Here is a 24,577-nt window from a genome sequence, read left to right on the forward strand (position 1 = left end):
CAATCAATAGCATTAAACCCCTATACTTCCGAGGTCGGAATAAAAAAGGATTATGAGCATGGGAAAAATTAAAGTAGCGATTGTTGGAGTTGGAAACTGCGCCTCTTCATTTGTTCAAGGGTTGCATCGGTATCGTGAAGCTCCAACTGACGAATTGGTGCCTGGGCTGATGCACGCTGAAATGGGCGGCTATCACATTGGTGATATTGAAGTTGTAGCCGCATTCGACGTAGATAAAACCAAAGTAGGAAAAGACCTATCAGAAGCTATTTTTGCCGGGCAGAATAATACTGCAAAATTTACGGATGTTCCTAAGGCTGGATTAAAAGTAGAAAGAGGTATGACCCACGATGGTATTGGTAAATACCTGTCAGGAGTCATTGAAAAGGCTGAAGGGCCAACTGCTGATATAGTCAATATTTTAAAAGAAAGAGAAGTTGATGTTTTAATCAACTATCTTCCAGTGGGCTCTGAGGAGGCCACAAAATGGTATGTTGAGCAAGCGTTACAGGCGCAAGTGGGCGTCGTAAATTGTATTCCTGTTTTTATTGCGAGAGAACCCTATTGGCAAAAAAGGTTTATTGATGCGGGTGTGCCTATAGTCGGAGATGATATTAAATCCCAGGTGGGAGCGACAATAACGCATAGGGTTTTAACTAACCTGTTTAGAGACCGAGGCGTCAAAATCCTTAGGACGTATCAATTGAATTTTGGTGGCAATACAGATTTTATGAATATGTTGGAGAGAGAACGATTGGAGTCTAAAAAAGAATCAAAAACCAATGCTGTTACCTCCCAGTTGCCATATGATCTTGGTGAGAAAAACGTGCACGTTGGACCCAGTGATTACGTGCCTTGGCTGGAGGATCGTAAATGGTGCCATATTCGTATTGAAGGCCAAACGTTTGGAGATGTGCCGTTAAATTTGGAACTAAAATTAGAAGTTTGGGATAGTCCAAATTCTGCAGGGGTTGTTGTTGATGCAGTGCGCTGTGCAAAAATTGCGAAAGATAGAGGGATTAGTGGCCAGCTGGATGGTCCTAGTGCCTATTTCATGAAATCTCCTTTCAATCAGCATTCTGATGACATAGCAAGAGATTTGGTAGAAGAATTTATTGAACAAAAGAATGTTCCTTTTAAGGCTGAAGAAAATTGAAGACAATATGCTAGAAGTGATTACGCTCTTTAATGGTCAGGTCAAGGATTAGTACGAAACCTTTAAAGATCGCATTAGTCTCTCCTTATGATTTGATGACTCCAGGAGGAGTGAATGACCATGTGTCGAATTTAGCTACTCAACTCAGACGCAAAGGGCATTATGTGACTATAGTGGCCCCGGCTTCAGGGGTCAGTAGTTACAAGGAAGGTACGCATCTCACAGGGCGAGCTATTCCTTTTCCAAGTGGCGGGTCGGTTGCAAGAATTACTTTGTCGCTGTCGGTTTTTTCGGATATTCGCAGGTTGCTAGATGAACAACAGTTTGATGTGATTCATTTACACGAGCCAATGGTTCCTTTGCTACCACTGGTGACTTTAGGTTTTTCCAAGTCAGTTAATATCGCGACTTTTCATGCATTTCAAGGAACAAGATTAAATCGTTTCTGGAGCCTTTTTACCCGTGGGCTGTTCAATAAATTAGATTGTCACATTGCTGTTTCTGCTCCTGCGCGTGAATTTGTATCAAAATATTACCCAGCAGAGTATGAAATCATCCCTAATGGTGTTGATCTAGATCGGTTTTCAGGGAAGAACTCATTAAATAAATTTAAAGATGGGAAAGTAAATATTCTATTTCTGGGCCGTATGGAGAAGCGAAAAGGGTTTAAATACTTATTGAGCGCTTATCTCCGGACTAAGAAGCAATTCCCTGATATTCGTTTGATTGTTGCTGGTGGTACCCAGCCTTTGAAAGAATTAAGGCCTATGCTCAAATCTGATACTAATTTGGATATAGAGTGGGTTGGTCAAATTTCAGACTCGGATGTTCCGAAGTATTACCATTCAGCTGATATTTTTTGTGCGCCTAATACGGGGAATGAAAGTTTTGGTATTGTCCTCTTGGAGGCTATGGCATCAGGAAAACCGATTATTGCATCTAAGATAGACGGATTTCTAGAAGTAATGGAAAACGATAAGGAAGGGGTATTTTGCGACCCTGAAAATGAAGAAGAGTTGGAAGGCGCTTTAAAGAAACTTATTAAGGACGCGAAGCTTCGAGCGAGTATGGGTAAATCTGGTCGCTTAACTGCAAAAAAATACAGCTGGGATATCATATCCGATGAAATTGAAGACACTTACTTTAAAGCCATAAGTAAAAAACACTCAAAAGTAGGGAAATAGTGAAGATACCTGTTATTCGCACTCATGCGCGTGGTCTAGTTACTAAATTTTTCAGTAATCCGATTGCTAAAATTTTGATTGCTTTAAAAATTTCACCCAATTTGATAACAGTGATAGGTTTTTTAGTTACCTCCTATTCGGCTTACCTAATTGCGCAAGGGGATTTAGTCCTAGGCGGGTCAATAATGTTTGTAGGTGCGGGTATGGACATGTTTGATGGCGCAGTTGCTCGAATGGCTGGCCGTGAATCTGTTTTTGGAGCCTTTTTCGATTCGGTAATGGATCGGCTGGGCGAAGCAATGACTTTATTTGGCCTGCTTGCTTATTTTGTAGCAGAAGGCGACAGTAACGGGATTTATCTTTCGTTTGGAGCTCTTACGGTTTCAATGATGGTTAGCTACTTGCGAGCTCGAGCAGAGGGCTTATCAATTCCTGGAGATAAAGGAATTTTAGGTAGGCCTGAGAGAGTTGTGGTGCTTGGGGTAACCCTCATCGTTGGCCTCCCTTCGTGGGGTCTAGGTATCATAGTGGGTTTTGGATTAGTAACTATCTTGCAACGTGGAATACATGTTTGGAAAAACGCTAATCGTTAAAGCAATCTATGGAAAGGCAAAGCTTATCCTAGACAGGAAGGGCAGAAGCTCACCAAATGTATTTTGCATACATCGGTATTCTTACTTGTTACAGAGAGCTTCCGTAATGGCTTATCCCAATAAGGACTTTTGCATTTAGCACATACCCTAGGGTCTCGCGCATTGTTTCTTGCGGCCCATACATGCTCGCACCGGGTGCAAGTGTATTGGAATATCGTGATTTCTTCTTTGGGTGCCATAACTAAAGTATATACCTATAGGTAGACAACTAGTCTATACCTCCTTATACTATGTACCTATGAGTATATAGTTAGGGTTTTAGGTTGGTGCCTTCTTTTCCTACTATATACCAAGTTTACTTTTGTAGCACTGGGTTATCTCCTCCCGCTGCCAAGCTTTAGCTTGATTATCCCAGTGCTACTCATAAGAGGTGCAATGAATAGTAAAGTTTCGGTTATTCGATATTTGTACATGGGCTTAGCCTCTGTATTATTTTTAAGTTTCTTTTTGATTGTTTCTGCTTGTTCAAGTGATTCTTCTGAAGAGGTATCTGAGGAAATAGCTCAAGAGGTTAAACAAGTAAATGTTGTAACAACGATCTACCCGCTTGAGTATTATGCCACTAGAATTGGCGGGGAATATGTAAAGGTCACATCCCTTGCAGGGGTGGGAGTCGATGCTCATACAATTGAGTTAACACCAAGTCAGTTGCAAGGTATGCAAAATGCTGACCTGATGTTTGCTAATGGCTTAATGATGGAGCCTTGGTTTGAGCGTGCACTAACATCACTGGGGGCCGAAGCCGTGGCGAAGACCCATTATTTGTCAGAGTTTGAGTTTACCAAGCTTGAATTCGAAGAAGGCCATGATGACCACGATGAGCACAAAGATGGCCACGACGACCATGATGAGCACAAAGATGGCCACGACGACCACGAGGGTCATGAAGGACATGCCCACGGCGAGTTTGATCCTCACATCTGGTTGGATCCTCTTTATGCTATAAAGCAATCAAAGGCTGTGCTAGACGCATTAAGCGCGAAAGACCCAAGTAATATGGATTACTATTTGGGGAACTACCAGAAGCTCGAGCAAGATTTGCAATCATTGCACCAGGACTACACCAATGGGTTGTCGAGCTGTAAACACGAAGAATTTGTTATTTCGCATGCTGCCTTCGGGTATATTGCTGCCAGATACAACCTAGAGCAGATTGAAATCGCTGGTCTTTCGGCTGAAGCTTCACCCTCTGCGGCTCGATTAGCAGAAATTGCGGAGCGCGTTGGTAAGCTAGGTCTCGGAAGCGTACTAGTTGAGGCGCTGCAGTGGGATAATTCGGTTTCTCAAACATTAGCGAATGAATCGAATCTGCAGGCTTTGCCAGTACATGTAATTGGCACCGTTACGAGAGATGAGTTGAATGAGCATGCTGATTACATGGGATTGATGAGGAATAACCTTAAATCCTTACAAACAGCTATGGAATGTAGCGCCTAACTAAATATCGCATAAGGTGCATAAATATTTTGTAGAATAAAGAGATACCCTCAAAATCGAGGGTATCTCTTTATGATATAGGGTTGACCAGAGATAACCCCTGCGCACACAACAACGCTGGAGTGTATAGTCTGAATTAATGGATACGATAATAGAATTTGAAAATATTACATTTTCGTATGGAGAGATTCCAGCAGTTAAGGAGATCTCTCTAAAGGTTGATCGTGGTGGATTCGTAGCCATAGTTGGGCCAAATGGTAGCGGTAAGAGCACTTTGATTAAGCTAGCCTTGGGTTTATTGAAGCCTCAAGAAGGCAAGAGTTTACTTTTCAATACAAATGTTGAGGAATTTTCGGCTTGGGAGCGAATTGGATACGTTCCTCAAGTTGCAAGTGGAATGCATGCAAGGCTACCAATGACGGTTTCTGAAATAGTTGCTCAAGGCCGTTATATAGGGTTTTCCCCGAAGTCATTTTGGACTTCATCGGCGGGAATAGATATTGATAATGCCTTAGATGTTGTGGGAGCAAAACATTTGAAAGAGCGCAGAATTGGAGAGCTTTCTACGGGGCAGCAGCAAAGAGTTTTGGTTGCAAGAGCACTTGTTAAAGCCCCTGATATCTTGATGTTGGATGAGCCTATCGGGGGAGTGGACGTTGACGGTGAGGAGCGGATTTATGAAATCATTCGAGAGCTCAACCAGCAAGGGATAACAATAGTTATGGTGTCTCACGATATAGGAGCTGTAATGCGTGAGGCGAAAACAGTAGCTTGTATAAATCAAACATTAGCTTTCCATGGGGCACCTCATGAATTAACGCGAGACGAACTTGCAAATCTGTACGGGTTTCCAGTTGAAGTGCTCTTACATGATGCGCTGCATGAGCATAGATAAGGTGAGATGCTAATGCTTCCTTCAATATTGCAATACGATTTTATGGTGAGAGCCTTAATTGGGGGTATCCTTGCTGGCGGAATTGCCCCGGTGTTAGGTGCTTTTCTCGTGTTGCGCAGGTATTCATTAATTGCTGAAACCCTTGCGCATGTCGGTTTATTAGGAGTGGCTATAGGCCTTGCCACGAGCACTTACCCTACGATAACCACGTTTATTGCAGTGACAATAGCAGCGATTTTTATTGAGCGATTGCGGGTTAGCGGAAAATTGCCTGGAGATATTGCATTGGCAGTAGTTTTGTATGCAACTATGGCTGCTGCAGTGGTCATTATTAATAGTGTCAGGGGATTTAATCTGGATTTGTGGGGGTTTCTTTTCGGTTCAATTCTAACTATATCGGCAACAGATGTTTGGCTATTATTGCTACTGGCAGTGCTGGTTCTTACCTTCATAACAATGTTTTACCCAGAGCTTTCAATGACCGCATTTGATGATGATTTAGCTAAAGTTTCTGGTGTTCGAGTGGATTTATTGAACCTAGGGTTGGCCATTTTGACGGCAGCGGTAGTCACGTTATCAATGCGAGTCTTAGGGGTTCTCCTGGTGGGAGCACTTATTGTTATCCCCTTTTTAATAGGGCAGACACTTTGCTCGGGTCTCAGGAAATCACTGGGCGTGGCGTCATTAGCGGGAAGCATCAGTGCGGTAATAGGGTTATTCATTTCATTTTATGCGGATCTTGTTGCAGGTGGGTCGATAGTTTTGACCGCGGTAACGTTGCTTTTAATGGCTCAGTTATGGAAAAAGCTCAAGCAACGAGCTGATTAAAGGAGCGGAATTGAAAAGAGGAATAGGAATTACTGCCATGGGCGGTAATAGCAATGAAGTCCTGCAGCGAATAAAAAATTACGAAGTAAGAGGAATTAACGCTGCGTGGCTCACTGTTGGCAGTGCGAGTCTCGATGGAATAACAATTATGGCAGCCGCGGGCTTAGTAACAGAGAAAGTACTACTTGGAACATCTATAGTTCCGAGCTGGGGGCGGCATCCCGTTGTCGCTGCACAGCAAACCCAAGTTGCTTCTCAATTATCCAATAATCGTTTCCGGTTTGGAGTTGGGCCTAGTCATATAGCTAGTATGCAAAAGGTTTTTGGCGCTGACTACAGGACGCCTTTAACTGCGCTAAGAGAATATTTGATTATAGTTAAGACGCTTCTGGATACAGGCTCAGTTAAATTTAACGGTAAAATTTATGACGCTGACGTTGCTCTACCTGCTCCAGTGCCAGGGGTTCCAGTATTGGCATCTGCCTTGAGAGCAAAGTCTTATGAACTTTGCGGAGAATTAGCGGACGGTGCAATTAGTTGGGTTTCGCCAGATATATATTTAAAAGAAGTGGCATTGCCTGCAATTGCAAAAGGTGCTGAGGCGGTAGGAAGAGAAGCACCTCCTTTGATTGCACACGTACCAATTTGTGTAGATGAAAATGTTGAGGATGTAAGAAGCGCAGCGCGTAATCAATTAGCGCATTATCCTCGGTCCCCGTTTTATCAGGCGATGTTTGCCCAAGCAGGATTCCCCGAAGCTGCAGAAACATCAAATTGGAGTGATGGAATGATTGAGGCAGTAGTTTTTTCAGGGAATGAAGAAAAAATCGAAGAGAGAATAGAAAAGCTTTTTGAGTACGGTGTTACTGAAATAATTTTTTCTATAGTAACGACAGAGGCAGATCCAGATTCTTCGCGAGAGCGAAGCTTAGAATTGCTGTCAAAAGTAGCTCAAGATTGACCGGCTTTATAGTCAAGCCTATGATCATAAAAAATTAGTTTGGGGCAGGGGTTAGTCAAGGTATGGCAACAACGAAGGCATTTGTATTAATTGAGACCGCAGTGGGTAAGACTAAAGATGTAGTGGCTTCACTACTAGAGCTTTCAGGCGTCGCATCAGTAGATGTGGTTACAGGACCTTACGATATTATCTGTATGGTCCAAGCTGAGGACTTAAGTTCAGTTGGGGACACTGTGACAGGAAGTGTTCATACTATCGGTGGGATAGTACGTACCGTAACTTGCCTGGCAGTAGGCAGTGAATAATCGCTAATCTTAAATGATTGGGGTACCGCCATGGTCGATTGGAATTGCATTTTTTGTGATATATCCCAAGGGAAAATTCCCGCTACTAAGATATTTGAAGATGATACGGTTTTTGCAATTTTGGACATTGCTCCTAAGGCCCCAGAGCATATCCTTGTGATACCTCATGCTCATATAGAAGATTTAGTTTTTTCTTCTGTGCGTGAGATAAATGCAGTTGTGCATTGCATGAAGAAGGCCCCTCAGATAGCTAATAATAGAGGGTTGTCTCATTCGGGGTATCGGCTAGTTGTAAATCAAGGAATCGATTCGGGCCAAGAGGTTCCCCATTTTCATTTACATATCTTGGGTGGCCGCAAACTTCAAACTATGGGATAGCAATGGATTTTGAGTTACCTAAATCACTGCAAGAGCATTTAGCGGCTTTGCCTAAAAATTTAAGCCTACATATAGGCAGAGTTAGAGGAATAGCTAAAGAGCTCGCCCAAATGCATAACTTAGATGTGGAACTTGCTGATTTAACGGCTGCTGCGCATGATGTTGCACGGCATTTGCCTGGCGGGAAGCTTATCGAAGAGGCCGAAAGATTAAATATTCCGGTAGGGGAATTTGAAAAAGCCGCACCGATAGTTCTGCATGGACCTGTTGGAGCGACTTGGTTGCGTCAAGAAGGTGTTTTACTAGACCCGGAGTTGTTTGATGCTGTTTATTGGCATACAAGCGCCCATCCTGATCTTAGCCCAATAGGTAAAGTAGTTTTTGTGGCAGACAAAATAGATCCGGCAAAAGCTAAGGCCTACCCCTTTCAATCTAGTGTTATTGAGGCGGTCGCGAATAGCCTGGATGAAGGAGTTTTAGCTTTCCTAGATGGAGTCATTAGGGAACACGTTGATCATTGTCGCCTTGTTCACCCAGTGAGCATAAATACCCGGAATAGGTTGATAATAGAGAGCAGTTGCTAAATCCAGAAAATATGTTCTAATTTTGATTGCTTTTAAAGAACTTATGTTCTATTATCTCCAATATTACTTCTATTGGGGGTTTTTATGGCGCTTGGAGTGAGTCTTCAAAAAGAGATGGTTACCGCGATTGCTCGTGATGTTTTAGCTGAAAAGGGGACAATTTTCAGCGTAGAAACATGTGAAGGAGAAAAATACCTGCGCGATGTTGTAGTTCAATTAGAATTATTAATTTTGGGCTTCAATGTCATTTCAAAAACATCACTTCTAAGATTGACGAGGAAAACGGAAGCTTTGGTTCAAGGCAATACCCTTCATGCCCGCCTGCAAAATTTGCCGCTGGATGGGCTTTGGTCAAGTAATGATTATGGTGTCTGTATAGGTAGCTCTGAGGTTCAATATGCCAGGCATGATCAGCTTCAGGATATTGAAGGTTCTTTTAGTTTTATACAGGTAGAGCAATCTCATCATTTAAGTGATTTTGATATCAATCGAATTAAGCTTTTAGCGAGAGCTTCTGGTGCGACTGTTGTATTTTTTGGTCAAAGCACAGGGGTGAACTCTTCTTTTGGCCAATTGATTCAACGTAATAAAAGAGCCCAGTTTGAAATGAGAGGGAAAGAGCATTTCATGCTCTTTGAAACAGCGATTGAGGATCCGCAAGAAAAAGAAACCTATTTGAGAGCCTCTTAAAAATATCGGTATTTAAATAATTGAAAATAATGGCTTAGGCGTAAATATTTGAGGGAGAATATGCGTAATTATATAAAATCTTACAGACGTCGTAATGAACCGTTCCTAGATTCACTACCTGAACAAATGCATTATTCAGACACTGGTTGCGAGGCATCTTTGTCGTGCCTGTCATGCCCATTGCCCAAGTGCAAGTATGATGATCCTGTGTGGTATCAGGCATATAAGCGTAGGGATAGGGATTTAGAATTATTGAATATGTATCGATCTGACAAATTAAGTGCCTTTGAGATCGCTAACCACTTTGGAGTAAGCCCCAGAACTGTACATAGGGCTGTTAAGAGAGCACAGGGATATAAAGAGGGTATAAAAGTCGCGTAACCACCACGCAACAACCGATGACTTCTGTGTAGCGTAAAAGTATGTTATCAATACTGTTGAAACTATAACCAAATAAAAGACTGATTAGAGAGGGACACATGAGACTCGAAGGGAAAGTAGCTATTATTACAGGAGCCGGTCGAAATATAGGTGAAGCGGTAGGTCATTTATTTGCAGAAGAGGGTGCAAGAGTAGCACTTGTTGATGTCCGCTTTGCGGCTGTGGAAGAAGTATCGCATGCGATTAATGCAAAACACCCAGGGGCTGCGGTTGCTTTACAGTGCGATGTCTCTTCTGCATTGCAGGTAGAAAAAATGGTTTCGGACACAGTCTCTTCTTTTGGGAGAATTGACATCCTAGTTAATAATGCTGCTATCACTGATCATACTCCTGTATTAGACCTACCCGAAGAGGAATGGGATCAGATACTGGGAGTTACACTGAAAAGTGTATTTTTGACTTGCAAATATGCAGGCCGTCAGCTACGAGAACAAGGTCAAGGCGGGAAGATTATTAACGTAGCATCTACTTCTGGGCATCGTGGGCGTGCTGATGCAACGGCTTATTCTGCTGCAAAAGGAGGGTTGCTCAATTTAACTCGCTCTCTTGCTATTCAATTTGCAGAATTTGGGGTACGAGTTAATTCATTGACACCGAATCGGATTGGCTCTCCAGTTGGCAAAGAGGAAGTTCCCGCTGAGGGGAGAGGTATAACTAACTTAGTGGGTCGTCCTGGAGTACCTATGGATATTGCCAATGCAGCTCTATTTTTAGCTTCTAATGAGTCTGATTTTATTGCGGCTGCGGATATTTTAGTAGATGGGGGCTCACTTGCCGGGGCACTTCAAACTCCGTTTTCCCCTAAACAGTAAGGGTTATGCTGTTAGCCTTTGACCATTGCTATAACTTGGTCGGTAGTTCTCACCCGCGCCATAAATGGGAAAATGCGATTCATGAATTGCTCATGGTTATCTTGATTTCCTGATCTGCAAGCATCGCTTACTACAACGATATTAAAATCAGAATCCCTTGCACAATACGCGGTAGAGGCAATCCCAACTTCAGTAGCTCCTCCACATAAAATGATAGTATCGATGCCCCTAGTACGAAGGCTTAGCTCTAGATGCGTTTGAAAAAAAGCATTCCATCGATGCTTGGCTATTATGTAATCATCTTGCCTAGGCTGTAGTTCCGGGATAATCTCGGAGCTCCAATCTCCTGCATAAACTAAAAGATAGGGCTTAAAAGGTTTCTCTTCGGGGTCAGACCAAGGCTCCCCTGAGATGCCTGTGTCGGAATAGAGATTGGCTGAATCTTTTCCGTCATGCCGATGATCTGCACGAGCATAGTAGACAGGGACGTTAGCGCTGCGAGCTGCGGAAAGAACTTTTTGACAATTATCGACAAAGGGCTTAGTGATTCTCTCTTGCTCTTTAGATGTATGAACATACGCATTGAGCATGTCAAAAAATACTAATGCAGTCTTTTGCGGGTCAAGTACGTTGTAACTCAAATCACCCTCCAGCTGGATCCTATTAGGCCAATTAGGGAGCAAGGCACAATGGTCGGGGTGCCCGGATTCGAACCGGGGGCCTCGCGCACCCCATGCGCGCGCGCTACCGAGCTGCGCCACACCCCGAAACAATACAAGTCAGATTAGCATAGTATGAGAAGCGCTGCAGCTTAATTGCAGCTTCATTTTGCATGCCTAAGTTATAATTAATACGGTATTAAAAGCGAACTGCATGTCTGGAGTGTTAACAATATGGACGAACTGAAGCAAAAGCTTACTGATTTGCGTGAGGTAGTGACTGGCATTATGGTGCGCCTTTGACATACCTGCTCTTGAAATAGAAGCTGGCAAATTAGAACACGAGACTTTAGATCCTAATTTTTGGAATAATTCTGGTGACGCTCAAAGCGTAATGAGAAAGTTAGCACAATTGCGCTCTACTATAGATGGGTGGGTAGATTTCCAGTCACGTGTTTTATCTACCATTGACTTGGTTGATATGGCCATTGATTCCGAGGATTTCTCATTAGAGAGTGAGATTGCTCAGGAGGCTGAGATCCTTTTTGAAGATTTTCAGGCTCGTGAATTCCAATTAGTTTTTTCTGGCGAGTACGATGATCATAGCGCGATATTGGCGATTCATGCAGGCGCAGGAGGCACTGATTCTCAGGATTGGACTGAGATGCTTCTTAGAATGTACACCCGGTGGGGAGATCAGAATGGTTACAAGACGCAAATATTAGATCTATCTGAGGGAGAAGAAGCTGGTATAAAGAGCGCTACGATTGAAATTTCAGGTCCCAATGCCTATGGATATGCAAAAACTGAAAGCGGGGTTCATAGGCTGGTTCGCTTATCCCCCTTTGATTCTTCTCACGCGCGACATACATCATTTGCCTTGGTTGAAGTTTTACCTGAGGTTGATAATGACGTGGAGGTACAAATCAATGCAGATGACATTGAAATGGACGTATTTAGAGCTAGCGGGGCAGGAGGCCAGAGCGTTCAAAAGAATTCTACCGCAGTTCGGATTCGTCATCTTCCATCAGGATTAGTGGTTTCTTGTCAAAATGAAAGGTCGCAGCTACAGAATCGTGAAGCAGCATTAAAAATCCTTCGCTCTCGCTTAATTGAAATTGAGATAAAGAGGAAAGAACAAGAAAAAGCTTCCTTGAAAGGCGAGCATATTACTGCAGGCTGGGGCAATCAGATTCGGAGCTATGTTCTTCATCCCTATAAAATGGTTAAGGATCACCGAACAGGCTTTGAATCTACCAACCCAGAATTAGTATTAGATGGAGAGCTTTCAGATCTGATGAAAGCGTATCTTTTAGCAAGCGTAAATAGGATTGATTAACGATAGATGGTGGGCCACCCTGGACTCGAACCAGGGACCTCAGTCTTATCAGGACTGCGCTCTAACCACCTGAGCTAGTGGCCCTTGGGAACTGAGCCCTAATTTATTTAGAGACCAGCCTTGGCTGGTCTCTAAATAATGCTCTTAACGAGTGAATAGTGAAAGGAAAGACTTTAGTTCGACGTTAGTCCTGTGAAGGTCTGGAACAGTGTTGTTCAGCAAGGGAGCAAAGCTCAACCAATTGCTTCACAAGAGGCTATTCCCCCAACGTGTCGACCTAGGTTTCCCCAAAGGGACTCCCTAGAAAGGAGGTGATCCAGCCGCACCTTCCGGTACAGCTACCTTGTTACGACTTCGTCCCAGTCACCAGTCCCGCCCTCGGCGCAGGCCTCCTTGCGGTTGGCTGTACGACTTCAAGCGTTACCGGCTTCCATGACGTGACGGGCGGTGTGTACAAGGCCCGGGAACGTATTCACCGCAGTAAGGCTGATCTGCGGTTACTAGCAACTCCACGTTCATGCAGGCGAGTTGCAGCCTGCAATCCCAACTGGGGGTAGGTTTAAGGGATTCGCTCCGTCTCGCGACGTGGCTGCCCGTTGTCCTACCCATTGTAGCGTGTGTGTCGCCCTGGGCGTAAGAGCCATGATGACTTGACGTCATCCCCACCTTCCTCCTCGAATTACGAGGCAGTCTGACTAGAGAGTGCAACTAGTCACGAGGGTTGCGCTCGTTGCGGGACTTAACCCAACACCTCACGGCACGAGCTGACGACAGCCATGCAGCATCTGTGACGGCTCCCCGAAGGGTCCCCCATCCTTTCGGGCGGGGTACTACCGACATGTCAAGCCCAGGTAAGGTTCTTCGCTTTGCATCGAATTAAACCACACGCTCCGCTGCTTGTGCGGGCCCCCGTCAATTCCTTTGAGTTTTAGCCTTGCGGCCGTAGTTCCCAGGCGGAGTGCTTAACGCGTGAGCTTCGGCACGGAGGGGGTCGATACCCCCCATACCCAGCACTCATCGTTTATGGCGTGGACTACCCGGGTATCTAATCCGGTTTGCTCCCCACGCTTTCGAGCCTGAGTGTCAGGAACGGCCCAGAGCACCGCTTTCGCCACCGGTGTTCCTCCTGATATCTACGCATTTCACCACTACACCAGGAATTCCGTGCTCCTCTACCGTCCTCAAGCCGAGCAGTATCCGTAGACCTCTCCAAGTTAAGCCTGGAGCTTGCACCACGGACGAACTCAGCCACCTGCTCTCCCTTTACGCCCAATGAATCCGGACAACGCTCGCCTCCTACGTATTACCGCGGCTGCTGGCACGTAGTTAGCCGAGGCTTATTCCTCGAGTACCGTCAGATCTTCTTCCTCGAGAAAAGGGGTTTACAATCCTCAAACCTTCTTCCCCCACGCGGCGTCGCTGCGTCAGGCTTTCGCCCATTGCGCAAGATTCCCTGCTGCTGCCTCCCGTAGGAGTGGGGGCCGTGTCTCAGTCCCCCTCTGGCCGGTCGTGCTCTCACACCGGCTACCCGTCGTAGGCTTGGTGAGCCGTTACCTCACCAACTACCTGATGGGACGCAAGTCCATCCACTGGTGGCCGAAGCCTTTAATTATCTGCCATCAGCAGACAATCATATGCGGTATTAGCTCGAATTTCTCCGGGTTGTCCCCCGCCAGTGGGTAGGTTACTTACGCGTTACTCAGCCGTCTGCCACTAACTAATCCTCCGAAGAGGGTTCGTTCGTTCGACTTGCATGCATTAGGCGCGCCGCCAGCGTTCGTCCTGAGCCAGGATCAAACTCTCAATCAAGTTTGGATCTTAATTGATCCAATAATGTCTATTTGACAAGGGTGCATGTCATAAATGACATGCTAAGCATACCCCTTAGGGCATGCTGGCGCTTTCCTTCCACTATTCACTTGTTAAGGAGCAAATAAATATTCCCCCGGAGGGGAACCCATCTATCGTACAGAAATTTAAGGTTCTCGTCAATAAGATAAGGAATGGAGAACACAGTAAAATTAGTAATTAAAAGATTAAATTTCTTACCTTTGCCAAAATCGTTGAATGGATTTCTTGAATACCCAATTCTGCATTGATAACGAGCCATGTTTCAGGAGAACGAGAAGCTAGTTTTAGAAAGCCTGATCGGACTTTATGATGGAATGCAATGTTGGCATTTTCAAATCTTGGTTGATTTGCCTTTGCTCCATCTCGTTGAGAAGCACGTTGAAGGCTGATTTCAGGTGGCGCATCAAGTAGTATTGTAAGCTCTGGAGTTAGCCCGTCTTTCGCCAGATTATTTGCCGAATTTACATACCGCATAGGGACATTTCGCGCAAATCCTTGATAGACAGTCGTAGAATCGGCATATCTGTCTAATAATATGTCGAAACCTGCATTTAGTTTCGGTTTTAAAACAGTCCGAACTAGCTCTGCTCGAGCTGCGGTGAATAATAATAATTCAGATGCTGGTTCTAGAGATCGGGTGTTATCCATCAACCAAGCTCGAAGATACTCACCCAAGGGAGACCCTCCAGGTTCTCTGAGCTGTAATACCTTTCGACCTAAACCTTCAAGCGAAAGGCGTAATAATTCAATCTGGGTGCTTTTGCCAGTACCTTCACCACCTTCAAAAGTAATAAATAAACTCATTTTAACGAGGCCTTCTTATCGTCACTCTTCTATGAGGTTCTCTACCTACACTATGTGAATGCAGCTGAGCTTGTTCTGCAATTCTGTGTTGTACTCTCCTAACGTAAGCGGATTGAGGTTCCAATTCTATTGCGTAAGTTTCGCCTGAGAGAATTCGATAGACACCTTCTTCTGCTTGAGTAGAGCCCTCGTTGACAGGGTTAGTTTTAGAGGAGGTTTGGCTTCCATCGATTTGCTCCAAAAAACTGGTTAGCTGCGCAGGAGTATTACGACGCAAGACAAAAATCGGAACTCCTTTGTCTTCAGCTTCTAAAATAACGTTTGCTCTTCTTCTAAAATGAGACTTAGTCGTGAGAACAACATTAGCTTCACTGACTGAATTAACAATAGAAATAGAAGCTCCCGCGCTTCGAGCAAATTCCTGTAATCGTTCACGGCTAACACCAAACGGATATATTTTGGTGAATGCTATTTCAGGCACAGTTCCTAGATCATTTTGAGGGATTTTTATTGGTATTTCATGAATGCTTTCGCTTTCATCTCGGGGAGTTTTACGATGCTCCCCTTTCCCATGGAAGATAAATGGAGCAACTTCAAAGGCAGGTGTAGTTGGAGCTTGTTGCAAATGTTTACGTATAGAACCTGATGCATCTAATTCTCGTATTTCTGGAGGTATCTGCCTTCCTCTTAATACAGCATCGACTGTTCGTGCAACATCTTCATGTACTGCAACATAGTTCCATCCTCTTATTTCGATGAGAACCTCAAAAGTGGGAGGTGCTTTTCGTTCGAGTATCGTTTTTTGCGTTCTCCTTCTTCGAGCCTCATCATCACCAAGGGTTACTGTTTGTATGCCGCCAACTAAATCAGAAAGAGTTGGATTTACTAAAAGATTCTCAAGGGTATTACCGTGAGCAGTTGCAACTAGTTGAACTCCTCTTTCAGCAATTGTCCTCGCAGCTGAAGCCTCGAGCTCTGTCCCCATTTCATCAACGATAATTGCTTGTGGCATATGGTTTTCTACGGCTTCTATCATGGTCGAATGCTGCATTTCAGGGGTGGATACTTGCATTCTTCTTGCTTTGCCAATGGCCGGGTGTGGGATATCACCATCACCTGCTATCTCATTTGAGGTATCTACAATAATGACTCTCTTGCTGGCATCCGCTAAAACACGGGCTAGCTCTCTTAGGATGGTAGTTTTTCCTACACCTGGTCTTCCTACCAATAGAATACTTTTACCTGACAGCGCAAGATCCTCAACTACTCTTGCGCTACCTTCAATTGCTCTTCCGAATCTACATGTTAATCCAACTACTTCACCTTTTCGATTCCTCATCGCTGATATTCGATGGAGGGTTCTCTCGATTCCTGCTCGATTATCTCCTCCGAAAGATCCTAAGCGGCCCATCACAAATTCTAAATCTTTTCGAGTCAATTCCTGGTCGCCCAAGTAGATATCCCGAGTCAAAAATCGAGCTTCTGCTGGCCGTCCAAGGTCTAGAATAATTTCTAGTAAATCATTGATATCTAAAGGAGACTGAATGTCTGAAAAACTTGGCTCTGTCCGCGTTCTTGTAATTAAATCTTGAAAAGTTTTTTCTATCCAAGGAGGCAAAATTGCAAATAATGCCTGACGTTCTTCTTCTTGACTCGAGTGATCTTCATGTTGGAGCATCTATTAAATGTTACCTCATTAAACTTGTACTGGAAGCATTGAAGTTTGGTGTGCGAATTTGGCAATTGGCTTAATTAATACTTCGAAAGAATTATCAACACTCCACCCTCTGCTATTTAAGGCGTTTGCTATCGTTACTTCATGGTTTCGTACTATCCAATGTACTTTAGTTTTGTACCCTACGATACGGTATGCGGTCTCTATAAAGTCATCAGTACGAGATGAGTATTCAGGGTGGATAAAAGAGTCAATTACGATCGATTTCGATAGCCAATTAATTCGGAGCCATGCGCGAATTTCAGAATCTATGTTCCAAATATATTCTTGAACATGCCCGATCGAATTTTCGCGTGCTGCAAGCCATTGTTCCAAATTCATTCCTATGGCAGGCTTTATTTTCTGAGGAACTACCGCGACATGTAATCTATATAGACCGTGCAAATCTGTTGGTTGTAGCTTTTGCAACGCGAGAGATCTTACCCCAGTGGAGCTTAAAGTACCGCGTAATAGATTCTCTTTGAATGCGTGCTTAAAGCCGGTTCGAGTTGCTGGTCCATCTGCAGGGCTTGCTAAAGGGGACCGCATAAAAATCCGCTCTGCTCCACCTCTAGCAGCCACTCTAGCTGCTGCAATGATTAATTCGTCTAATTCTCCATAGCCTGCGGTGTTAGAAAACGCGTGAGAAATTTCCCATACCGATTTGTGTTGCCGAGATTGTAGTAAGAGCAGTGCTTGAAGATGGTTATTGTGGAAAGAACCAATAGCTTTACGGTTCCGTGGAATAGGTAGCGTCCAAATTCCAAGTTCCAGAGGCCTGAGCATTTTGCCTTTTCCTGATATCCGGGAGTACGTAGACACAAGGTCATTACTGTTTAATCGATTTGGCAACAGTTGCCGTGGGATATCGCTCAGTCGGAGCGTTCGGATCACCTTAATCTCTCCTGATTGATGCAAAGCTCTAGGAAATATTTGTGCATTCTTGAGTCTTCAGATAATTCTGGATGGAAAGATGTGGCAAGCAGGTTTCCTTGGCGGACACCTATGATAGTGCCATCTGCGAGTGAAGAAATCACTTGTACTTGCTCACCAATATGGAGGATTTGTGGGGCTCGGATGAAGAATACATGTAGTGCGCTACCGTCTAATCCGTCTATATATACATCAGTTTCAAAAGAGTTGATTTGCCTACCAAAGCCATTTCTTTGAACAGTAATATCTATTAAGCCGAGAGGTTTAGGGCGATCTTCAGTAAGTTCAGAAGCCATAAGGATCATGCCTGCGCATGTACCCCAAATAGCTTTTCCTGACTCAGCAAATTTTTTGATAGAGTTGCGGAGGTTATATGAATCCATGATTTTTGCCATGGATGTACTTTCTCCCCCTGGAATAATGAGCCCATCTAATCCCTCAAAATCAGGCGAGTTACGGACTTCAACGACAGTTGTTCCAAGCTGAGCTAGGAAATCGCAATGCTCTGCGAAATCTCCTTGAAGGGATAATACACCTACCGTAGACGTAACTCACCTCGTATGGACTAAATACCCCTAGCAGCTAATTCCTGATCAGGTTGTAAGGAGCGCACGCTGATACCTACCATGGCTTCTCCTAGACCTTTGGATGCTTCTGCTAAGGCGTAAGCATCTTTGTAATGGGTAACTGATTTTACAATAGCTTTAGCTCTTGCTGAAGGGTCCCCAGATTTAAAAATACCTGAACCAACGAATACACCATCGGCACCCAATTGCATCATGAGTGCTGCATCGGCAGGAGTTGCAACACCACCTGCTGCAAAATTAACAACTGGGAGTTTGCCTTCTTTTTTTACAATGCGGAGTAGTTCAAGAGAAACGCCCAAGTCTCTGGCGTAGGCTGTCAATTCGTCATCGCCCATTACATGTAAGCGTTTTATTTGCTTATTGACTGTTCGCATATGCCTAACAGCCTCAACTACGTCGCCAGTGCCTGCTTCTCCTTTTGTTCGGATCATAGCTGCACCTTCACCAATGCGCCTTAAGGCTTCACCCAAGTCGCGACATCCACAAACGAAAGGAATTTTAAAGTCGTGTTTCCAAACATGATGCTCTTCATCCGCAGGTGTTAGAACTTCAGATTCATCGATATAGTCAATACCGATAGCTTCAAGGATTTGGGCTTCAACGAAATGGCCTATTCGTACTTTTGCCATTACAGGGATAGTGACTGATTTCATGATTTCTTCAATCATTTCTGGATCAGACATTCGGGCTACCCCCCCGTCTGCACGAATATCAGCGGGGACACGCTCAAGAGCCATGACTGAGCATGCACCAGCATCTTCAGCTATTTTTGCTTGGTCGGCATCGACAACATCCATGATGACGCCACCCTTAAGCATTTGTGCTAGGCCTGCTTTGATAGCAAAAGAGCCAGTTTCTACACTAGTGTTAGTTTCATTTGTAGGCATGCGTTCCTCCCCCTATACATAGTATAACGATAAAGGAAACAGATGCAGAATGCCATTTTATAAATCATCTTTGGCAAGTAGTATCTTTGCTTCAGGCACGACATCATCTAGTCCTATTTTGGAGCTAGAATCGTCTCTCCTTCGCTTTAACTCTATAACTCCGTCCTTCAGGTTCCTCGGACTTACGATGATCCTTAAAGGGAGCCCCAGTAAATCAGAGTCATTGAATTTTACCCCCGCGGTTTCTAGGCGATCGTCCCATAATACGTCACAACCCGAGTCAATTAAGGCTTGATATAAAACAGCGGACGTAGATGAGACTTCTTCGTTATCGATATTCAGTGAAATAAGTTGTACCTGGTATGGAGCTATAGGTGCAGGGAAAATAATTCCTTTGTCGTCGTGATTTTGCTCAATTGCAGCAGCCAGTATTCGGGAGACTCCGATTCCATAGCAACCCATTAGAACAGGTGAAAGCTTTCCCTGTTCATCTGCGTATTCAAGGCCCAATGCGTCCGTGAAAAACGTTCCAAGTTTGAAGACATGCCCCACCTCAATGCCTCTAGTTGAGACTAAAATGCCTTTCCCATCAGGGCTTTTGTCACCTTCGCGTGCAGTTGCAATATCAAGGATTTCATCAACTTTGAAGTCCCTTGGGTAATTCACATTGATGTAATGTTTGTCATTGATATTGGCCCCAGCTGCATAATTGCCTCCTGATTCAATTGAAAAATCGGCAATGGTTCGGATGTTATTTAGACCAATCGGTGATGTCGAGCCAGGTGTCAGGCTCGATAGGCGGGTTTCCTCCTCTGTTGCGAGATGTAAATCAGTTACATGTAAATGGTTTTTTAATTTTACTTCGTTGACTTCTATATCTCCGCGAATTGTAACAAGGATGAGTTCGGAGTCTGCTTGGTAAAATACCGCTTTCAATGTTTGCTCTTCAGCTATGCCCAAAAAGGAGGATAGTTCTTCAATGGTTTTTACCGAAGGGGTATCGATTAATTCGAGCTCATCAGGTTCAGTGATTACAACGTTGGAGATAGTAGATTTTGCTCGCTCAACGTTTGCTGCATAGCCCGATTCATTGCAAAAAAGGATTAAATCCTCCCCGCTTTCGGCGGGCATTATGAATTCATGAGAGTCTTTTCCTCCAATGGCTCCACTATCTGCTTCTACTTCTATGGTGGGTAAGCCACATCGACGGAAAATATTTCGGTAAGCTTCACGCATACGTTGGTAGCTCTCATCTAAACTATTTTGGTTAAGATTAAAAGAATAGGCGTCTTTCATAATGAATTCACGCCCTCTTAGTAGGCCTGCTCGTGGCCTGGGTTCATCTCGAAACTTAGTTTGTATTTGGTACAGAGTAACTGGCAGATCTCGGTACGACTCTATATGCGCAGCAGCCATGGCTGTAATAGTTTCCTCGTGAGTGGGCGCCAAAACCATTTCCCGCTCACGTCGGTCTTTTAGCGTAAAAAGATTATCTCCAAAAGCTTCGTTTCTTCGTGTTTGCTGCCATATTTCTAAAGGCTGCAGTGCAGGCATGAGCACTTCTTGTCCGTTGGCAGCATTCATTTCTTCGCGAACGATTTGCTCAATTTTTTGGATTGAACGCAAGGCGAGAGGGAGATATGAATAGACCCCCGAGGTAACTTGGAGAATCATTCCGGAGCGAAGCATTAATTTATGACTGATAGTTTCTACTTCACTAGGGTCATCCCGTAATGTTTTTGATAGTAATTTGGAAACACGCATTATTAGTATGTCCCTAATAAAAAGATGTGCATAGTTTATAGCCTAGGTTCACTCGCATGATAGGTATCTAATTTTCTTTGTAAGGTGGATAGATTTTTGAGCCGTTCAATACGTATCGGGAGGCGACTGGATACGTTCTATAAATGCGAATTAGCAGTGTATTCAATTTCCTCTAAGAGGGCGGATAGCATATTTTCTTCTTCAACAACTCGGGCTTTCTTCCCTTTGCGAAAAATAACGGCTCTTCCATTGCCTGCAGCAATACCAACATCTGCATCCTTAGCTTCTCCTGGCCCATTGACTTCACACCCCATTACAGCAACCTTGATATTTGAATCAAGATCTTTAAGCATTGAATCGACAGTATTAGCCAATTTTCTGATATCCACGTCGGCTCTACCACACGAAGGGCATGCTACTATTTGTACTCCCTTATCACGAAGATTTAATGCTTTAAGAATTTCAAAGCCTACTTCAACTTCTTCTTTAGATTCATCACTGAGTGACACTCGGATGGTGTCTCCAATTCCTTCATAAAGCAGCGTGCCTAGGCCGATAGCACTTCGTATGGATCCCGAACGTGCCGTGCCGGACTCTGTAATCCCTAAATGGAAGGGATATGGAATCATTGGAGCTAATTTTCGATACGCTTCAACAGTTGTATCAATGTCATAAGCCTTAAGTGATATTTTAATAAGATCAAAATCTAGATCTTCTAAGAGCTGAATTTCCCAAAGTCCAGTGGCGACCATATGATCTACGGCTGAAATAGCGCCGTTTTCAATTTCCTTCGAGGAGCCTTTAAGGAGCTGATTGACGCCATCTGCATGACGATGCTGCCCTTTTGTAACACCAATTGCACCTACTGGAGGAAGGCTTCCAAAATTAACGCCTATCCGTATAGGAATTTCGCGAATCTTTGCTTCTTGCACGATGGATTTAACCTTTTCAGCATCACGGATATTCCCAGGGTTTAAGCGGAGGCAGTCCACACCTTGTCGCAACGATTCCAATGCCAGTTGGTCATGGAAATGGATGTCTGCAATTAGTGGGATTGAAATTTGGGATTTGATGGATCCCAGTGCTTTTGCAGCTTCCATATCAGGCACAGCACATCGTATGAGTTCACATCCGGATTCCTCAAGTTCCTTAATTTGCTTTACGGTAGCGGACACATCTCGAGTATCTGTTTTGGTCATCGATTGGACAGTGATAGGTGCATCACCTCCAATTTTTACATTACCCACCCAAAGGGGTTTGCTGTTTCTGCGATTCATAGCATGTACATTGTAGTCAGAGATTGTTACGCGGGTCCAATTATTTGCTGGATATCGTTGACAGTGATCATAAAGATTAACCCTATTAAGCTGAAGAACCCGACTAAGTGAATTAGTTTTTCATGTTGTGGAGATAAGCGCTTACCACCACTAACTAATTCAAATAAGACGAACACAATACGACCTCCGTCAAGTGCTGGTATTGGCAGTAGATTGAGAATTCCAAGATTTATAGAGAGGATTCCAGCCCACAGTAGTAAAGAATTAATGCCTGATTTTGCGACATCACCTGTGATTTTGGCTATTCCCACTGGGCCAGCCAATTGAAGTTGAGTTGTCCCTTTTAGCAAAGATGAAACTTCACGACCGATTAATGAGAATATGCTGGTTAGTTGCTCAATGCTCATTTCAGTAGCCTTGAAGATATTATTTGATCGTTTGATAGAGCCTAGTGTGGAAGTCGAAATTTCCTCGATAGATATAAGGGGGTCAGTTATTGGTATTTTTTTTAAAGTTGAGCCTCTGAGAAGTAGAATTTCATAAGGCTCGGTAGTGCTTTCCATAAGTTCATAGAATTCGCCACTATCAAAAACCCTTACTCCATTTACCTGCAGGATCAAGTCACTGCTTCGGAACCCAAGAGTCTCAAAGCTAGAACCCAGAGGCACATTTTTTAGATAAACTCGTCCATTGCCTATTTTGATTCCTATACTACCCTCTCCTTCAGGGGGATTTTCACGTATTTCAGGTATATAGATTTCTTTTAAGCTATCGTTGCGTTCGATTACCCAATTTGAGGAAGCATTTAAATTGGATTGGATCAGATTCAATAAGTCGTTTGAATTGAAGATGGTATCGCCTTCAACAGTGCTGACGATATCCCCTTTTGCTAGACCGGCTTTTTCCGCGGGTGAATTCGCTGCGACCTCTAGGATGACAACTTTCGTTTCATGAACAGAGTGAGGAATGATGAACGCTCCCCAAAAAAGGAAAATGGGTAAGAGAAGATTCATTGCAGAACCTGCACTTAAAATTGCGAGTCGTTGCCAAGGGCTCTTTCGAGAAAAGCTTCCCTGCTCACTACTTTCTTCCTCCCCTAACATTCGAACAAATCCCCCGAGCGGCAGTGAATTGAGGGAATAGACAGTCTCTTTAAAAGTAAAACTGAAGAGCCTTGGAGGATACCCCAGGCCAAATTCTATAATTTTTACTTTAAATAGCTTTGCAATCGAAAAATGCCCTAGCTCGTGGACAAGGACAAGGATCGTTAGAATCCCTAAGAAAGCTAGAATAGTCATATTTAATTTTTTTTCGCGTTAGCAATAAATTGCTTTATATGACTACGAGCAAAAGCATCCGCTTCCAGAATGTCTTCCAAACAAGATACGGCGTTAGGTGTATGCGCATCAAGTACATTGCGAAGTAGAGCAGGTATATCGTTGAAACCTATCGATCCGCCAAGAAAATGATGTACACACTCCTCATCAGCAGAACTTAATACAGTAGGGTAAGTTAATCCTTTTAGTCCTGCCTGTAGCCCTATTGAAAAACACGGATATCGACTTAAATCGAGCTTTTCAAATGTCAATGAGGGGTAATCTAAAGGATTGTATGCTGCTAAAGATGGATTAAATTGACGTTCGGGATAAGTAAGAGCTACTTGAATGGGCGTTCGCATATCGGGAGGGCCTATTTGGGCCTTCACAGAGCCGTCAGCGAATTCGACCATCGAGTGAATTACGCTTTGTGGATGGATATAAACTTCAATTTTATCGAAAGGTATGTCGAATAACCATCTGCTTTCAATTACTTCAAAGGCCTTATTCATAAGAGTTGATGAATCGATAGTTATTTTTTCCCCCATTTTCCACGTCGGGTGAGCTAGTGCCTGTTCAGGTGTAATTAGCTCAAATTTGTCTAACGGAGTTTTTCGAAAAGGACCTCCAGATGCGGTAATTAATAATTTACTAGGCAAACTACTTTCCCCTCTAAGGCATTGCCAAATTGCAGAAGGTTCGCTATCGACAGGGATTAGTTGTGCATTGTGTTTTCGTGCATGTTGCACTAGCAATTCGCCTGCCATAACTATGACTTCTTTATTTGCGAGGGCTACCGTTTTGCCGGCTTCAAGTGCTTTTAAGGTAGGTAGAAGTCCAGATAAACCTGTAGAAGCTATCATTACCAATTCCACTTTAGGATTCGTAACCATGTGCTCAACAGTACTGATAAGAGAAGGATCGATCTTTTTTGTTAATTCTTCTATTGGATTCGCACAAACCATCAATGGTTTGTGCTCATTTACCTGTGCGCATAGTAAATTGACATTAGCGCCCGCTGATAAGCCTAGTATATTGAACTGACCTGGAAGGTTTCGTACGACATCTAATGTCTGTGTACCTATTGAACCAGTGGAGCCTAAAATTACTATATTTTTCATT

Annotated in this window: 23 protein-coding genes, 2 tRNA genes, 1 rRNA gene and 1 pseudogene; 14 read left to right on the top strand and 13 right to left on the bottom strand. The window is 43.7% G+C overall.

The genetic code is table 11. The annotated features are described in order from the left end of the window. The first annotated feature begins 58 nt into the window (after positions 1–58). The 13 genes from MK127_02205 to MK127_02265 all read left to right on the top strand — a co-directional run bounded on the left by MK127_02205 (position 59) and on the right by MK127_02265 (position 10,324). On the top strand, positions 59–1,156 hold the full coding sequence (locus tag MK127_02205; protein ID MCH2531613.1) for an inositol-3-phosphate synthase: 1,098 nt from the start codon (positions 59–61) through the stop codon (positions 1,154–1,156). A 95-nt stretch (positions 1,157–1,251) separates the two neighbouring features. Then, on the top strand, positions 1,252–2,340 hold the full coding sequence (locus MK127_02210; GenBank protein MCH2531614.1) for a glycosyltransferase family 4 protein: 1,089 nt from the start codon (positions 1,252–1,254) through the stop codon (positions 2,338–2,340). After that, positions 2,340–2,933, top strand: coding sequence for a CDP-alcohol phosphatidyltransferase family protein (locus MK127_02215; GenBank protein MCH2531615.1), 594 nt, complete (start codon positions 2,340–2,342; stop codon positions 2,931–2,933). The genes MK127_02210 and MK127_02215 overlap by 1 nt, the downstream gene beginning before the upstream one ends. Positions 2,934–3,368: 435 nt before the next feature. Further along, the gene (locus tag MK127_02220) at positions 3,369–4,430 is read left to right on the top strand and encodes a zinc ABC transporter substrate-binding protein (GenBank protein MCH2531616.1); all 1,062 of its coding nucleotides are present in this window, start codon (positions 3,369–3,371) and stop codon (positions 4,428–4,430) included. A gap of 139 nt (positions 4,431–4,569) precedes the next feature. Further along, positions 4,570–5,325 carry a metal ABC transporter ATP-binding protein gene (locus MK127_02225; protein ID MCH2531617.1) on the top strand — a complete coding sequence of 252 codons (756 nt, stop codon included), beginning with the start codon at positions 4,570–4,572 and terminating at the stop codon, positions 5,323–5,325. A gap of 12 nt (positions 5,326–5,337) precedes the next feature. Beyond that, positions 5,338–6,153: a metal ABC transporter permease gene (locus tag MK127_02230; GenBank protein ID MCH2531618.1), complete on the top strand. Its 816-nt coding sequence runs from the start codon at positions 5,338–5,340 to the stop codon at positions 6,151–6,153. Positions 6,154–6,163: 10 nt separating this feature from the next. Beyond that, positions 6,164–7,114: an LLM class flavin-dependent oxidoreductase gene (locus MK127_02235; protein ID MCH2531619.1), complete on the top strand. Its 951-nt coding sequence runs from the start codon at positions 6,164–6,166 to the stop codon at positions 7,112–7,114. A 62-nt stretch (positions 7,115–7,176) separates the two neighbouring features. Then, positions 7,177–7,419 carry an Lrp/AsnC ligand binding domain-containing protein gene (locus tag MK127_02240; GenBank protein ID MCH2531620.1) on the top strand — a complete coding sequence of 81 codons (243 nt, stop codon included), beginning with the start codon at positions 7,177–7,179 and terminating at the stop codon, positions 7,417–7,419. Positions 7,420–7,449: 30 nt separating this feature from the next. Further along, on the top strand, positions 7,450–7,797 hold the full coding sequence (locus MK127_02245) for an HIT domain-containing protein (protein MCH2531621.1): 348 nt from the start codon (positions 7,450–7,452) through the stop codon (positions 7,795–7,797). A gap of 2 nt (positions 7,798–7,799) precedes the next feature. Continuing rightward, a complete protein-coding gene (gene yqeK / locus MK127_02250; GenBank protein ID MCH2531622.1) occupies positions 7,800–8,381 on the top strand; it encodes a bis(5'-nucleosyl)-tetraphosphatase (symmetrical) YqeK in 582 nt (193 codons plus the stop codon). 84 nt (positions 8,382–8,465) lie between these two features. Beyond that, positions 8,466–9,071, top strand: a complete 606-nt coding sequence (locus MK127_02255; protein ID MCH2531623.1) for a hypothetical protein — start codon at positions 8,466–8,468, stop codon at positions 9,069–9,071. A 60-nt stretch (positions 9,072–9,131) separates the two neighbouring features. Beyond that, positions 9,132–9,452 (top strand): helix-turn-helix domain-containing protein, encoded by a 321-nt coding sequence (locus MK127_02260; protein ID MCH2531624.1) that lies wholly within the window; start codon positions 9,132–9,134, stop codon positions 9,450–9,452. Positions 9,453–9,550: 98 nt separating this feature from the next. Beyond that, positions 9,551–10,324 (top strand): SDR family oxidoreductase, encoded by a 774-nt coding sequence (locus tag MK127_02265; protein MCH2531625.1) that lies wholly within the window; start codon positions 9,551–9,553, stop codon positions 10,322–10,324. A gap of 11 nt (positions 10,325–10,335) precedes the next feature. On the opposite strand, the gene MK127_02270 is transcribed toward MK127_02265, so the two are convergent. Further along, positions 10,336–10,965, bottom strand: coding sequence for a cysteine hydrolase (locus MK127_02270; protein MCH2531626.1), 630 nt, complete (start codon positions 10,963–10,965; stop codon positions 10,336–10,338). Between the two features lie 49 nt (positions 10,966–11,014). Beyond that, a tRNA-Pro gene (locus tag MK127_02275) sits at positions 11,015–11,091 on the bottom strand. A gap of 126 nt (positions 11,092–11,217) precedes the next feature. Here MK127_02275 and prfB point away from each other — a divergent pair. Then, a protein-coding gene (prfB, locus tag MK127_02280) for a peptide chain release factor 2 (GenBank protein MCH2531627.1) occupies positions 11,218–12,322 on the top strand; the annotation gives its coding sequence in 2 pieces (ribosomal slippage) (positions 11,218–11,283 and positions 11,285–12,322; 1,104 coding nt in all). A gap of 7 nt (positions 12,323–12,329) precedes the next feature. Here prfB and MK127_02285 read toward each other — a convergent pair. From MK127_02285 to dxr, 11 genes and pseudogenes are all read right to left on the bottom strand, one after another. Beyond that, a tRNA-Ile gene (locus MK127_02285) sits at positions 12,330–12,406 on the bottom strand. Positions 12,407–12,626: 220 nt separating this feature from the next. After that, positions 12,627–14,131 (bottom strand): 16S ribosomal RNA (locus MK127_02290). Positions 14,132–14,350: 219 nt separating this feature from the next. Continuing rightward, complete coding sequence (gene tmk, locus MK127_02295) at positions 14,351–14,977, bottom strand: dTMP kinase (protein MCH2531628.1); 627 nt, start codon at positions 14,975–14,977, stop codon at positions 14,351–14,353. Between the two features lies 1 nt (position 14,978). Then, positions 14,979–16,655, bottom strand: a complete 1,677-nt coding sequence (locus MK127_02300; GenBank protein MCH2531629.1) for an AAA family ATPase — start codon at positions 16,653–16,655, stop codon at positions 14,979–14,981. An 18-nt stretch (positions 16,656–16,673) separates the two neighbouring features. Continuing rightward, the gene (locus MK127_02305) at positions 16,674–17,477 is read right to left on the bottom strand and encodes a hypothetical protein (GenBank protein MCH2531630.1); all 804 of its coding nucleotides are present in this window, start codon (positions 17,475–17,477) and stop codon (positions 16,674–16,676) included. 104 nt (positions 17,478–17,581) lie between these two features. Further along, positions 17,582–18,163, bottom strand: a pseudogene (gene pdxT, locus MK127_02310) (pyridoxal 5'-phosphate synthase glutaminase subunit PdxT). 26 nt (positions 18,164–18,189) lie between these two features. After that, complete coding sequence (gene pdxS, locus MK127_02315; GenBank protein MCH2531631.1) at positions 18,190–19,098, bottom strand: pyridoxal 5'-phosphate synthase lyase subunit PdxS; 909 nt, start codon at positions 19,096–19,098, stop codon at positions 18,190–18,192. Positions 19,099–19,155: 57 nt separating this feature from the next. Continuing rightward, entirely contained in the window at positions 19,156–20,862 is a 1,707-nt protein-coding gene (locus MK127_02320; GenBank protein MCH2531632.1) for a proline--tRNA ligase, read from the bottom strand. 137 nt (positions 20,863–20,999) lie between these two features. Next, complete coding sequence (gene ispG, locus MK127_02325) at positions 21,000–22,139, bottom strand: flavodoxin-dependent (E)-4-hydroxy-3-methylbut-2-enyl-diphosphate synthase (protein MCH2531633.1); 1,140 nt, start codon at positions 22,137–22,139, stop codon at positions 21,000–21,002. 26 nt (positions 22,140–22,165) lie between these two features. Next, entirely contained in the window at positions 22,166–23,437 is a 1,272-nt protein-coding gene (rseP, locus tag MK127_02330) for an RIP metalloprotease RseP (GenBank protein ID MCH2531634.1), read from the bottom strand. Positions 23,438–23,439: 2 nt separating this feature from the next. Next, the gene (dxr, locus tag MK127_02335; GenBank protein MCH2531635.1) at positions 23,440–24,576 is read right to left on the bottom strand and encodes a 1-deoxy-D-xylulose-5-phosphate reductoisomerase; all 1,137 of its coding nucleotides are present in this window, start codon (positions 24,574–24,576) and stop codon (positions 23,440–23,442) included. Position 24,577: the final 1 nt, after the last annotated feature.

The organism is Dehalococcoidia bacterium (assembly GCA_022449765.1).
Classification (GTDB): domain Bacteria; phylum Chloroflexota; class Dehalococcoidia; order Lucifugimonadales; family Australimonadaceae; genus UBA2963.

What these genes read in the sequence shown, in the direction of transcription:
- pdxS (MCH2531631.1), bottom strand. Translation starts at nt 19,098, where the DNA reads ATGCCTACAAATGAAACTAACACTAGTGTAGAAACTGGCTCTTTTGCT.
- MK127_02260 (MCH2531624.1), top strand. Translation starts at nt 9,132, where the DNA reads ATGCGTAATTATATAAAATCTTACAGACGTCGTAATGAACCGTTCCTA.
- dxr (MCH2531635.1), bottom strand. Translation starts at nt 24,576, where the DNA reads ATGAAAAATATAGTAATTTTAGGCTCCACTGGTTCAATAGGTACACAG.
- MK127_02225 (MCH2531617.1), top strand. Translation starts at nt 4,570, where the DNA reads ATGGATACGATAATAGAATTTGAAAATATTACATTTTCGTATGGAGAG.
- tmk (MCH2531628.1), bottom strand. Translation starts at nt 14,977, where the DNA reads ATGAGTTTATTTATTACTTTTGAAGGTGGTGAAGGTACTGGCAAAAGC.
- MK127_02265 (MCH2531625.1), top strand. Translation starts at nt 9,551, where the DNA reads ATGAGACTCGAAGGGAAAGTAGCTATTATTACAGGAGCCGGTCGAAAT.
- yqeK (MCH2531622.1), top strand. Translation starts at nt 7,800, where the DNA reads ATGGATTTTGAGTTACCTAAATCACTGCAAGAGCATTTAGCGGCTTTG.
- MK127_02240 (MCH2531620.1), top strand. Translation starts at nt 7,177, where the DNA reads ATGGCAACAACGAAGGCATTTGTATTAATTGAGACCGCAGTGGGTAAG.
- rseP (MCH2531634.1), bottom strand. Translation starts at nt 23,437, where the DNA reads ATGACTATTCTAGCTTTCTTAGGGATTCTAACGATCCTTGTCCTTGTC.
- ispG (MCH2531633.1), bottom strand. Translation starts at nt 22,139, where the DNA reads ATGAATCGCAGAAACAGCAAACCCCTTTGGGTGGGTAATGTAAAAATT.
- MK127_02245 (MCH2531621.1), top strand. Translation starts at nt 7,450, where the DNA reads ATGGTCGATTGGAATTGCATTTTTTGTGATATATCCCAAGGGAAAATT.
- MK127_02300 (MCH2531629.1), bottom strand. Translation starts at nt 16,655, where the DNA reads ATGCTCCAACATGAAGATCACTCGAGTCAAGAAGAAGAACGTCAGGCA.
- MK127_02210 (MCH2531614.1), top strand. Translation starts at nt 1,252, where the DNA reads ATGACTCCAGGAGGAGTGAATGACCATGTGTCGAATTTAGCTACTCAA.
- MK127_02205 (MCH2531613.1), top strand. Translation starts at nt 59, where the DNA reads ATGGGAAAAATTAAAGTAGCGATTGTTGGAGTTGGAAACTGCGCCTCT.
- MK127_02255 (MCH2531623.1), top strand. Translation starts at nt 8,466, where the DNA reads ATGGCGCTTGGAGTGAGTCTTCAAAAAGAGATGGTTACCGCGATTGCT.
- MK127_02320 (MCH2531632.1), bottom strand. Translation starts at nt 20,862, where the DNA reads ATGCGTGTTTCCAAATTACTATCAAAAACATTACGGGATGACCCTAGT.
- MK127_02220 (MCH2531616.1), top strand. Translation starts at nt 3,369, where the DNA reads ATGAATAGTAAAGTTTCGGTTATTCGATATTTGTACATGGGCTTAGCC.
- MK127_02305 (MCH2531630.1), bottom strand. Translation starts at nt 17,477, where the DNA reads ATGCTCAGGCCTCTGGAACTTGGAATTTGGACGCTACCTATTCCACGG.
- MK127_02230 (MCH2531618.1), top strand. Translation starts at nt 5,338, where the DNA reads ATGCTTCCTTCAATATTGCAATACGATTTTATGGTGAGAGCCTTAATT.